The sequence below is a fragment of the Microbulbifer maximicatervae (SeqCode) genome, assembly GCF_056231245.1.
Map to the genome: position 1 here is coordinate 2,579,261 of NZ_CP174334.1, position 12,557 is coordinate 2,591,817.

Below are 12,557 nucleotides of genomic sequence, written 5' to 3' on the forward strand. Positions count from 1 at the left end.
GTTTCACTTCCACATATCAGTGGAACGAACTCTTTGAACCGAAATATAGAAGTAAGCTTCAACTATCCAACCGTGATCTTGTTTGTAGATATTTAGCGCAAAATAAAATCGCACTCGAAATTTCATATGCTAGATATACGAATAAAGGCGGCCTTTTAAATTTGATCAAATAGTTGAAGAGAAACGAATACACAAAATATATGTCGCAATGTTTTGGCCTTTCATGAACAAAAGATATAGGAGAGATACGCCTAAACCCACTACCAGATGAGCATTCATTACTTATGCGGATTCGGTCATACCTCACCTAAGCAAGAATTGTGCGCCCAATAAAGTCTTACCAATCAATCAAGCTCTCAATCAACGCTATTATCCATTGGCAATCACTTTCTCTATCAATAAGTAGAGGCCTTGACAATGAGCACTTCAGATTCATCGGACAAAAATGGCCCTGTCGAGGCCAACCCATACAAGTGGCCATATAATGGGGATCTCAGGCCAGAAAACACCACTCTCGTGGTTATTGACATGCAGGTGGACTTTTGCAGCCCCGGCGGCTATGTCGACAAGATGGGATATGATCTGGAGGCAATGCGCAAGCCCATCGAACCCATCCAGCAAGTATTGAATGCGATGCGGGCAGAAAACTATCACATTATGTACACCCGGGAGGGGCATCGCCCCGACCTTTCTGACCTCCCTCCAAACAAACGCTGGCGCTCACGACAAATTGCTGCGGGTATCGGCGACCCGGGACCATGTGGACGTATTTTAGTCAGAGGGGAACCTGGTTGGGACGTGATCCCTGAACTAGCGCCCAAAGCTGGTGAGGTCATTATTGATAAGCCAGGCAAAGGTACCTTCTTTTCTACAGACTTCGGGCTAATACTCAAGCTTAAAGGGATCGATAACTTGATTCTCGTGGGCGTTACAACCGACGTATGCGTACACACCACCATGAGGGAAGCAAATGATCGAGGATTCGAGTGCCTGCTTCTATCAGACTGCACTGGGGCTACCGACATCGGCAACCATGAGTCGGCTCTCAAGATGATTACTATGCAGGGAGGTGTCTTTGGCGCTTATACAGATAGTCAGAAACTCCTGAAGGGACTAGCGGAAGCCTCTAATACCAGGTAAGTAAATCATGTATTGTTGTTGGGGAAGAGCTTGTTACTGAGATCGCTCTTCCCTAATGGCATTTTAAATCAAGCGGGCTCCGTAATTTTCAGATCGCCAGCATATGATAAAATGAACCCCACTAAAAACATGTGCACACTGACACTGAACTGATACTGCCCTTCACTCTCTGTTTCATAAGCCTTGACTTTGGGCCAAAGAAATTTTGGCAAAGCTATACCTAATAGCTTCGTTTTCGAAAACTGATATTCAAGTGCTCCGTTGACATTATGAGCGGTAAACTGCATTTCCAAAGGGCCGAGCCTTTCCACCAGATAATTTTTTTCTGAATAAAATGATGAGCTCATCTTGAACCCATCGAAATCTCTCACCCAATCCATCCGATCGGAAAAGTGTCCACAATCAACAACTAACTGCGAACTTGAACTCGCCTTCGGGAATCTAAATATTGAACAAATAGTATTCGCAATAACCCCACCTCGTTTGACGACAACAGAACCCTCATACCTCTTCATCCCAGTGTGTGCAAATTGCAACAGTGGAGATAATTCATTGAATGAGGACCCCATATGAGCGGAAAGTATGTTCAATATTCACTCCTATTCCTATTCACTTCCTTTACCCACAGTACCATCTATACAGGTAACTGGCAGGCTGCAAATATTCAACCTGCCAGCGCACTCTCATTCAACTCGATGACTAAATCAAGCTTATTTGCTATTCGCTCTCAGAATAGCGCTCATAGCCCGGTGGGCGTCAACGAACCCAAGCCCGGTGTTGTGATCACCTAGCCAACTGCGGCGAGCATTATCTTTCAATGACTTGCTCACTAGCTGAGCAGCTTCTACCCTGCTAAGGCCGTAGTAGTCTGCCATTTCAAGGAGCAATAGGCTGACAGCCGCTAGTTGAGGAGCGGCAAAAGAGCTACCAGACTCAAAGTTTTGACTGGAAGCTGAATATACTGCATCGCCGGCAATAGCAAAGCTCTGCTTAATAGCCAAGGGGTTGTAACCCGGAACCGTCGCCGTAAGTGAGATCTCATTTGAGAATGGCTGGAGGTTGATTGCAAAAAACAAATTCTCAGCACCGGCCTGCCCTTCATTCTGAGCAAGGAATGCCCTGATTAAATCCAGGTCATAGGTAAAGAAGCTGCCGAGTGGTGGTAGCTCCAAGCGCTCTCTGACATCGGTGTTGTTATGCTCAAGATCTGTACCTGTATTCCCCAGTGACTTGGTAAAAATCTTACTTTGTAAAATAGCGGAAAGATGCTCTGCAAACTCTGGGTCGAGTTGGTCATTGGTGATATGAAATGCACGGCTCATATTGATCACACTAATGTCATCTCGATACCGCATATAGGCCATTGCATCATTATAAGTTTTGCTCTCGGCACTAACGGGTACAATAGTCGCCTTCGGAGCAATATCCAAAATGATATCAATTACGGTGTTACCATGAAGGAAAGTGATGGGATCACCAAAGGCAACTTCCGCTTCAATATTGGGATACTGTTCGCGCTGCTCTTGTAAGCGTGTCGGATCAAACAAATCAAAAACAGCAATTACCATACCCTCGCCATCAAAGCGCTTAGTCAAAATTTGCTGTTTCAGTTTATAACCGGGCACATGGGGAAGCAGTAACTCATTAATCGCCAACCTGAATAGATTCAGGTCGGCAATAGCGGCATCAAATTCCGGCCTATATTGCTTCTGGTAATCTTCTGGCTGAAACGTGTATAGAAGCTCAGCTAATACAATAAATTCTGTGATTGACTGCCCCCACTTGTGCATCAGTAATTCTTCAACCATGTAGTGGGATTTTGCCATTCCCGAATATTGATCAAAATCAGCTGCCAGATACTCTTCAATAATTGGAGTTACCGGCTCTTCCCAAGGCCAGGGGGTTAATTCTTTCACAATCTCTAAGGAATCTCTGGCCTGCTCAATATCTGGGGTTGAAGCAAATATATTGAGGCTACCCAGCAACATTAAGATTGTTAGTATTATCCTATTCAAAACTATTTCCTTGTCATGAAAAATTATTAGATAGTGTTTGTAGGCTGCTACAAGCCACGGGATATAAATAGTCCCAGTGACAGGAAAAGCTCGCAGCCTGGAAATAGGATCACGAATGGTGTGGAAAGGCAACAAAGCAAATATATATAGAAATTACAAAGCTAATATCGCTCATAAAATAAAAGATATTCGGTTACCTCTGACATCAAAATCTAGAGAAAGTCTTACTCTGAATTTGGCTCCGCCTCATCTTCTAGTCAATGCAGAAGATCACTATCCCCCAAAGACTGGCGGCATGCACTTATAGCGGGAATAGCAGCCACAATTAATGTGCTTACCAGTACTAAAGCTAAAAGCACAATCGTATGTTCGCCTATAACAACGCCGTCCAAATAGATTCCAAATTTATCTGTCAGAATTGGCTCAACCAGCCAGCCTCCCATTATCAATCCAGAAACAGCAATTGTCGCACCTAAAAGTAAAACCAAAAATGCCTCAGTCTGGATCAATAGGAATAAAAACAAAGGGCCAGAACCTACAGTTCTCAGTAGTGCTATCTCCAGTCTGCGCTCGCGCATCGTGGAAAGTAGTAAGATACATAAGCCAAGTAATGCAGCCAAAACCACCATAGCTGAGACAAAAAATAGTACCTTTTCTATACCACCGGATATCTGCCAAAGCTCCGATAGTGCAATGCCCGGCAATATTGCCAGCAGCGGCTCCTTCGAATATTCGTTTATTTTTCTCTGTACCTGAAATGTAGCTATAGGGGAATTAAGCCCGAGTAAGAAGGCAGTAATGTTATTAGGCACCAGATCATCGTGCTCCGCATCAGCACCATGAACGGCTTCCAGTCCCGCCAAGCTTACATAGAGTGCTCGATCTACTGGTGTACCAGTAGGCTTGAGTATGCCACTAACGATAAAGGGGTTTTCACCATGCTCTGTGAAGCGCGTTCCAACCAAACCGTGCGCCAATGTGAGAGTGTCATCAAGTTGGTAGTTGAGTTCCCGAGCGACCTCCGCCCCCAATATGACACTAAAAGTATCGATAAAATTCTGGCCGGTTGATAGCTCCAATGGCCTCTTATTCCCATACCGATAGTGATCGAGAAATCCCGTTGAGGTTCCCACCACCCTGTAACCTTGGTGCGAATCCCCCAGGGATAGGGGTATCGCCCAACGTACCTGGGGTAAGTGAGTAAGTTCCTGGTAGCTATCCCATGAAATATGATTGCTGGCATTCCCAATATGGAATACGCTGTATAACAAGAGATTCAATTGTCCCGTAGGTGCCCCAACAATAAGGTCTACCCCTGACACAGTTCGACTAAAGCTGTTTTTAGTATGGCTTCGCAACTGCTCGATCCCCAACATTAGAATCAAACTGATTGCTACAGACAATACGGCCAGTGACACACTACCCTTACGCTGCATCAGGCTTTGCCAAGCAAGTTTAAAAAACATCGGCTAAAGCCTCCGGTGCAGTGTCCCACTCGGGCCTAAGTTTCCAGGCAATATTTATTTCGCGCATATCCATAACCAGAGGGAAGTGTCGTTCCAAAGAGCTATCGTGGCTGACAAAGATCAGAGTGCATTTCTTTTGCTGACATGCAGTCATCAACAACTGGACAAAAGCATCTCTCGCTTCAGGGTCCAAAGCAGATGTAGGCTCATCAACCAGCAATAACTGCGGTTCATTGATCAATGCCCGCACGATTGCCACCCTCTGTTGCTGTCCGACACTCAAGCTGGCCACTTTCTTGGGTAAAATTTCCTCTCCTAAACAGAGTCCCGTTAGCAGCTCATTAACCCTGCCGCGAAAATCGCCACGGAAACCAGAAAAGTGGGTAGCGACACGAATATTGTCCTCCACACTCAAATAGGGAATTAGGTTAAAGCGCTGAAATACAACGCCAATATGTCTCGCCCTGAAGCGATCCCGCTTGCGCTCACTCAGTGTACCCAGTGGTTGACCCAGAACCTTAAGGCTTCCAACTTTTGTCGACAGAATACCGGCCAGGAGGTTCAGCAGTGTTGATTTACCACTACCGGAGCGGCCACGTAAAAATACCTGCTCACCGACAGGTACTGACCAATAAGGGACCTCTAAAACCGAAGGACCTGTACGATAGGCGAAGCGCAGCTGCTCCACTTCAACCGCTAGTTTCAATTTCGTAGTGAAAGCATTCATCTTGCACCTCATTTGCAGCATGGATTTTTGCAAACAGATATATAATGATATATCAAATCATTTAATACGATAAATAAACCCCAGCCATGAACAGATATCTCTTCTCATCAGCCTGCACCCTGGCAATCGTACTACTCGTAGCTGGCTGTGATAGCCCAGTTGAAACCAATCAAGTTTCAGCGCCAGTCGCTGAAGATACTCAAGTCAAACAGGTAAGTATCAATTATCGTGAAGTCAGCTGGGAAGAGTTAATCCCAAAAGATGATCTGGATGCGTTACTCAACCCACCAGAATACATAGATGATATTGTTGAAGGCTCCACTGCCGACTCAATGCCTAACTCATCAGCTATTGCCACTACGAGCGAAAATGAAAGCCGCTACCAAGCCGCTTTGACTTCCACCCGAATAAAACCAGAGTTCGACAACCAACAGATACGTATTGCTGGGTTTATAGTTCCAATTGAATTCAATGACGAATTAACAATTTCCAATTTCCTTTTTGTTCCCTACTTCGGAGCCTGTATCCACCTGCCGCCCCCACCCCCAAATCAGGTTATCCATGGCAGTTTTCCTGAGGGAGTTCAAGTTGACGCTCTGTATGAACCTTTCTCTATAGAAGGGAAACTGAGAACATTGAAAATAGAAAGCGAGTTCGGAACTGCGGCTTACAGTATGGAAGTGGATAACATTCAACCTTACACAGAATAATGTCCCAGGCGAGCGCTGCTCACCCGAGGACACTACTTCATCGATTGCCGGCTATTGGCCCATCTCCCGAACCAGGTATCCGGCACCGTCGATATTCTCCATTACCCAGAGAATGTAAGCGATGTCGACATGAATCGCCCGGGTGCTATCGGTGAAGTCCCAATCAGCATTGATACTATCGTAGGTTCCGTCAAATACGACTCCCACCAGCTCGCCGCGACCATTCATTGTCGGAGATCCTGAGTTACCGCCCGTAATATCTACGGTACTTAAGAAATTAACCGGCACCGAATCCAGCTGCTTTTCATAGTAACGGCCATAGCTCTTCTTATCGATAGCTTCCATCAAAGCCTTAGGGGCATCAAAGGGAGCCTCACCTGTGTACTTGGCCTTAATGCCACGCAAAGTTGTAAAGGGTACAAAACCTTGCTTACCGTCATTGCCGTCAGCGGCCTTCTTAATCGTACCTGGTGGTGGCTCATAGCCTTTGACCAAACCATAGGTCACGCGGAGGGAGCTATTTGCATCAGGATAAACCGGCTTACCCAGTGAGTGGTAATAATCAATCAGCATTTCCATATACTGTGGGCGCAACTGAGCAAAGCGACCTTTCATGGACTCCTCATGCTCTTCACGCGTAAGCATGTCTTCGTACATGGCCACTGCCAGCTGGATAAACGGGTCTTTGCTCTCTATAAAGTCTTCAGGCTTTTTACCTATCCATGCTTCACGTACCTCGACATCGGAAAGCTCTGTTTCCTTATACATTTTGTCGAGTGTTGCCTCTAAGTCTGTATTGCCTTTGCCGATGTTCAAGAAACGATCAAAGCTGGCTATACGCTGCTCCTTCGGGAGTGCCTGGTAACGGTCCAGGAAGTAGAGCCAGATCTGTTTGTCGACTGATGGATGATAGCTGCGTTCAATACGACGCATGCCCTCTGTGAATCGGGTCAGATCCCTTTCCTGATAACCCGGCTTGCGCTTAGCATCAGGTTTTTCGTTCTCTTTAGCCAAACGATACAGTTTGCTCGCGGCACCCAGCATAGCTGAACGATCCATATAATCGATGGCGAGATCCTGTTCACGGGTTGATTCTTTTTCTACAACCAGTGCCTCAAGGTCATCAATAGTAGACTGGTATTTTTTCTGGCGGGCTTTGTCTGAATCCACCCAGGCCTGCAAATCTTTTTCCAGCTTTTCTTTACGCTGCAATAGATCGCTACGCTGGTATCCCTCCATCATGCCGGTAAAGTTTTTAGAGTAATTATTCAAGCCTGCCACGAGACTGGCATACTTTAACTCTGCATCTTTATTGTCGGCGGTAGCCGTACCAATCGTTTCTGACCACTCACCCAATACCCGCTGCATGTTTGGGTAATACCAATTGAAGTTACTTTCCACTTCCTGGGCGGTGCGATAGCGATTAGTGCGGCCAGGGTAACCGGCAACCATCACAAAATCGCCTTCCTTAGGGCCTTTTGCCGCTACGGGCAGGTAGTGCTTGGGCTCGTAAGGGACATTATCTTTAGAGTAATCGGCCGGTTTACCATCTTTACCCACATAGGCACGGTAGAAGGCGTAATCGCCGGTATGGCGAGGCCACATCCAGTTATCGATATCGCCACCGAACTTTCCGATCGAAGATGCCGGCGCATGGACCAAACGCACATCGCGGATTTCCAGTTGCTTGACCAGGTAGTAATTCAAACCGCCGTAGTAGCTATAAACCTCACAGCGATGCCCCGGCTCTTTCTCACACTCGGAAACCAGCGCTTTCTCTGCTTCTTCGATTGCGGCAAAACGTGCAGCACCATCCATCTCATCAGTCAGGCGCTCATTAACCTTATCCGTCACTTCGTTCATTGCAACGGTGACATAGACACGGGAGCCAGGTGCAGCAGGCAACTCTTCCGCTAAATCCCCGGCCAGGAAACCTTCCGCCAGTAAATCCTTGGATTCAGTTGAATTGTATGAAATTGAACCGTAGGCGCAGTGGTGGTTGGTAATCACCAATCCCGTGGGAGAGACAAAGGAAGCGGAACACCCCCCCAGGCTAATCACCGCATTCATAGGGAATTCAGTAAGCTTGGTCATGCTGGCTGGGTCCAGCTCGAGGCCATGACTGCGAAGCTCCTTGGACAATTCAGGCAACTGGTGAGGCTGCCACATCCCCTCGGTCGAAACACTTTCTTTCTCTGCAGCAAGGCTGGAGTAACTGGCTCCAGCGAGTAGTGCAGCAGTTGCAACCCCGTAAACAATAGAATTATTTATTTTCATATTTACTCAGCAATATTTAAATAATAACAGGTGAGCTTTGGATGTTTCCCAACACTAACCCTGTTTTTTGCGGCATAAACACCGAAAATTCACCTACAAACACAGCAAGCTGACAGAGTAACATACCCTCTTCGGCTGTAGACCAACACGAATCTGAGACCTTACTTGAAGCCGGCCAATCATCGCCATTATTTTCCTGGCTCTTCCACCCAATTTGGATAAACCACAAAGATACGATTGATACACTATATCATTTTAGATCCACCAGATCTGAGTAAAATGTAAGTTGCGCCGACAACAAGAAAGATATTTGCGATAAACAGTATGACCCTCTGTGAGATATCGCGAAGTAACTCACTACCCGTAAGCACATACCCGCACACCTCAGAAAGCCTATTCCTGTTACAACATCCACCGTCTCATCCCAACGACCGACATCAGCTCGATCATTTTGACTCCAAAACCCCTCTTCCTCTTCAATACCTGGAGGTTGCCTAATCTCACCAACCCAAATATGATACGTTATATCATCTCCACAACTGAAGATTGAACGCTTTCAGCCAGGAACCTCACTAACACCCTGCTCTCGCTCATTAAGAGCAAAGCAAATAAACAATGCGGAAAACATTTTCGCTAGCCGAATTTACTTAAGAGGAGCATATCTTGAGCCTGATTTACTCTAACGAAAGAAGCCGTGAGCCACTGATTACACAGGTAAATAATGCGGAGCTGGTTCCACTTGGAAAAGGAGTATCTGAGGTAAAGGAGCCAAATACCCGCCGGTCCGTGTCTGCAGATACCGGAGAAATTTTGGCAGATATTTTCCAAACTGATATCAATATGGCTATCTGGCAAAGAGAACTGCCCAAAGACATAGCCTATAATTGCCAATCTCTTCTAAATAGCGCTGTGCATCCCAACCGCCGGATTCTGCTTCCCACCACCAAGATTGACCGTCTCGCTGAAGTATTACCGGAGCTTAAGCCCTACCCGCACCTATGTGCTGATATCCAGCTACTGGCAGATATGTTCAGTTACCTGTTTGAGTTAAGCGGAGTCGGCATTCGCTTAACAACCTTAAGCGGTGCAATGTGCCCCAAATTTCACGTAGACCGAGTGCCTTGCCGATTGATTACAACCTATTTGGGCACCGGGACAGAGTGGCTGACACCAGACTCTATTGACCCTCATACACTCGACTTGAAGGCCAACCAGGAATTTCCTTCAACTTCCATCAATCACCTGGCATGCGGCTCGGTTGCCCTACTCAAAGGTGAACTCTGGGAAGGCAATGAAGGATTCGGCCTAATCCATCGCTCACCCAGTGTCGATCCCGGCCAACTGCGACTACTGCTCACTTTCGATTTCGGGTCCGCCAACGAGTAACTAGCGTGCACTTGGACGTAAAAATCTTATAAGGAATAACTCATGAAACTTACTGCGAACCTTTTCGCACTGATGACCCTATCTAACCTGGCCCATGGGATTTCCGGCCAGGTATTAGATTCTTCTGGAGAGCCCATCTATGGCGCTAGTATTGAAGTCGCGGGAAGTAGACAGCAGGCACAAACAGATGCGCAGGGCCGATTTTCACTTGAGGTGAATACTTCACAGCTCCGCGAGATCCATATCAATGCCCCGGGGCACAGCCATAAGACAGTAATTTTACAAGCTGGTCAGGATGAGCCCCTGAAGGTTACCTTGCAACACACTGTTATCGAACAAATTGACGTAACAGCCACACCATTACATGCTTCCACCATTGAATCAGCACAACCAGTAACAGTGGTAGCCGGCGAAGAGCTGCGTCGAAAACAAGCCTCCACTTTGGGAGAAACCCTCAAGAATGAAGTAGGGGTTCATTCCAGCTACTTTGGACCAGTAGCCAGTAGCCCCATTATCCGTGGACTCAACGGCCCCCGCGTTCTGATTACCCAAAATGGGCTCGATAGCGCCGATGCCTCCCGAGTTGGCCCAGACCATGTCGTCGCCACTGAGACCATTACTGCAGAGCAGATAGAAATCCTGCGGGGGCCTGCCACTTTATTTTATGGTTCAGGAGCCATCGGTGGCGTAGTCAATGTGGTAGATGAGCGGATCCCTACCTCTAGTGAAAACAGGACTGCTTATTCGCTGGGAAGCAATACCGTGGCAGATGAGCGCGAAGCCTCGCTGGCTCATACCGGCGGCAATGATCAGCTGGCGTATCACGTGGACAGCTTCTGGCGCAAAGGTGACGACTATGAAATTCCCACCTCAAGCGACTATGGCGAAGAATCCAGTGGGGTATTAGAGAACAGTGACTCAAAAAGCAAAGGGTTCAACATCGGTGGCAACTGGTTTTTAGATAATGGTTCAATCGGCCTTGCCTATGGACGCCTGGAGCGAATTAACGGTATTCCCGGGCACAGCCATTCGCACGCTGAAGAACATGAGGAACACGAGGAAGATGAGTCAGAGCATCATGACGAGCATGAAGAAGAGTTAGAAGTAGTCTCTGACTTGAAACAGGACCGCTGGCAATTGGCTAGCGAAATGTCACTGGATAACCCATGGTTGAGCGGCCTGGATGCCAGAATTGGCTACACAGACTACGAACATTCTGAGATCGAAAACAACGCTATCGGTACGACATTCAGTAATCAAACACTGCAAGCACGGGTCAACCTGCTGCTGCAAGATATGGCCGGCTGGCGTGGTGCAATAACCCTGGAAAGCAAAACCACCGATTTTGAAGCAATAGGCGAAGAGGCGTTCACTCCGCCGAGCACAACGGAAAGCTCAGCGATTGGGCTAATACAGGAAAAGCACACGGGAGAGTTCCTATGGCAGTTAGGAGCCCGAATCGAAAGAGTCACTATCGAAGCCACCGATGATGACTGGGAGGGGGGAAATCTCGATAAGTTAGCTTTCACACCCTTTAGCTTTTCTGCCGGCTTGGTCTGGGACATTGCCGCTAATTACAATGCCGGCATCTCTTTTACCCACGCCCAACGAGCACCCAGTGCCGCTGAACTTTTTTCTTATGGTCCCCATATTGGCACCAGCACCTTCGAAGTCGGCGCACTATTTAGACTGGATGACACAGAAGAGCCCTATTTTTACTACGAGAACAATGTTGAGGAAGAGGTTTCCAACAACATTGACCTCAGTTTTCGCCGGCATTCCGGAAATATCGGCTGGGTGCTGAATCTATTCTACAACCAGGTTGATAATTTCTACTACGAGCGAAATACGGGCTACACCAGCGAAGATATTGAAGAGCATGGTCACGATGAGGAAGAAGAGAGTCACAATCATGGCGAATTACCCGTTTATGTCTTCGATCAAGCTGATTCGACACTCTACGGGCTAGAAGCTGAATTTGCCTGGCAAATATCCAAGCCACTCACATTAACACTGTGGGGAGACACTGTTCGTGGAAAGTTAGATGACGGAGGTAACCTGCCTCGCACTCCACCTGCACGATTGGGCGGTATGTTAAGTTATAGCTCCAATGGATGGGATGCAGGAATTGAGATTACGCACGCGTTTGAGCAAAACAAAGTATCAGAACTGGAAACCAGCACCGCTGCTTACACACTTTTGAATACTGAGCTTGCATACACTTTTCAAGGAAGCCAACACGACCTCACCGTTTATCTGAAGGCTAACAATCTAACTGACGAGTTAGCTTACGTGCATTCATCCTTCCTAAAGGAACTTGCTCCACTGCCGGGGCGGAACTTTAATGTTGGATTGCGAGGCATGTTTTAGTGAGGGAAAGGCTTTAGTCAATCAATGAAACCACCAGCAGTTGTAGTGGTCTAATCCTTCCGGACACTTCGCTAAGATGGTAAAACTACCAAGCGAGGTGAAGTATGACAACAAAAGGTACACGTCGGCATTTCAAGCCGGAATTTAAGAAAGACGCCGTAGCGCTAGTCTCTGAGCAAGGGTATTCAATTTCTAAAGCAGCAGAGGTTGTAGGAACAACAGCCAATAACCTGCGACGCTGGATAAAGGAACTGAAGCAGGAAGAAGACGGTGTGAGGTTGGATGTAGGTGAGCGCGCAGAATTAGAGCGATTACGACGTGAAAATAAGCAGTTGCGGATGGAGAAAGAAATCCTAAAAAAGGCCAGCGCCTTCTTTGCGAAAGAAATGAAATAAAGTACAGCTTTATTGAAAAACAGCAAGGCAGCTTTCCTGTTAGGTGTTGTGGTCAACTCCAACCGGACACT

Annotated in this window: 10 protein-coding genes; 5 read left to right on the forward strand and 5 right to left on the reverse strand. The window is 47.0% G+C overall.

Translation table 11 applies throughout. The annotated features are described in order from the left end of the window. The first annotated feature begins 417 nt into the window (after window positions 1–417). A complete protein-coding gene (gene biuH, locus ACJJIS_RS11120; protein ID WP_475710310.1) occupies window positions 418–1,140 on the forward strand; it encodes a biuret amidohydrolase in 723 nt (240 codons plus the stop codon). 68 nt (window positions 1,141–1,208) lie between these two features. On the opposite strand, the gene ACJJIS_RS11125 is transcribed toward biuH, so the two are convergent. The 4 genes from ACJJIS_RS11125 to ACJJIS_RS11140 form a co-directional block, all read right to left on the reverse strand. Continuing rightward, on the reverse strand, window positions 1,209–1,730 hold the full coding sequence (locus tag ACJJIS_RS11125) for a DUF4166 domain-containing protein (protein WP_444908156.1): 522 nt from the start codon (window positions 1,728–1,730) through the stop codon (window positions 1,209–1,211). Window positions 1,731–1,850: 120 nt separating this feature from the next. Continuing rightward, window positions 1,851–3,155, reverse strand: coding sequence for a S8/S53 family peptidase (locus tag ACJJIS_RS11130; RefSeq protein WP_444908155.1), 1,305 nt, complete (start codon window positions 3,153–3,155; stop codon window positions 1,851–1,853). 257 nt (window positions 3,156–3,412) lie between these two features. Beyond that, window positions 3,413–4,621 carry an ABC transporter permease gene (locus ACJJIS_RS11135; RefSeq protein WP_444957834.1) on the reverse strand — a complete coding sequence of 403 codons (1,209 nt, stop codon included), beginning with the start codon at window positions 4,619–4,621 and terminating at the stop codon, window positions 3,413–3,415. Next, on the reverse strand, window positions 4,611–5,348 hold the full coding sequence (locus tag ACJJIS_RS11140; protein WP_444908153.1) for an ABC transporter ATP-binding protein: 738 nt from the start codon (window positions 5,346–5,348) through the stop codon (window positions 4,611–4,613). Before ACJJIS_RS11140 ends, ACJJIS_RS11135 begins: the two co-directional genes overlap by 11 nt. Window positions 5,349–5,434: 86 nt before the next feature. On the opposite strand from ACJJIS_RS11140, the gene ACJJIS_RS11145 reads away from it, so the two are divergent. Then, window positions 5,435–6,058: a DUF3299 domain-containing protein gene (locus tag ACJJIS_RS11145; RefSeq protein ID WP_444957835.1), complete on the forward strand. Its 624-nt coding sequence runs from the start codon at window positions 5,435–5,437 to the stop codon at window positions 6,056–6,058. Window positions 6,059–6,109: 51 nt separating this feature from the next. Here ACJJIS_RS11145 and ACJJIS_RS11150 read toward each other — a convergent pair whose 3' ends face one another. After that, entirely contained in the window at window positions 6,110–8,335 is a 2,226-nt protein-coding gene (locus tag ACJJIS_RS11150) for a S46 family peptidase (RefSeq protein ID WP_444908151.1), read from the reverse strand. Between the two features lie 663 nt (window positions 8,336–8,998). On the opposite strand from ACJJIS_RS11150, the gene ACJJIS_RS11155 reads away from it, so the two are divergent. The 3 genes from ACJJIS_RS11155 (at window position 8,999) to ACJJIS_RS11165 (ending at window position 12,486) form a co-directional block, all read left to right on the forward strand. Continuing rightward, window positions 8,999–9,721, forward strand: coding sequence for a DUF1826 domain-containing protein (locus ACJJIS_RS11155; protein ID WP_444908150.1), 723 nt, complete (start codon window positions 8,999–9,001; stop codon window positions 9,719–9,721). A 42-nt stretch (window positions 9,722–9,763) separates the two neighbouring features. Beyond that, entirely contained in the window at window positions 9,764–12,091 is a 2,328-nt protein-coding gene (locus ACJJIS_RS11160) for a TonB-dependent receptor (RefSeq protein ID WP_444908149.1), read from the forward strand. A gap of 104 nt (window positions 12,092–12,195) precedes the next feature. Then, window positions 12,196–12,486, forward strand: coding sequence for a transposase (locus ACJJIS_RS11165; protein WP_475710311.1), 291 nt, complete (start codon window positions 12,196–12,198; stop codon window positions 12,484–12,486). The last annotated feature ends 71 nt before the right edge of the window (window positions 12,487–12,557 follow it).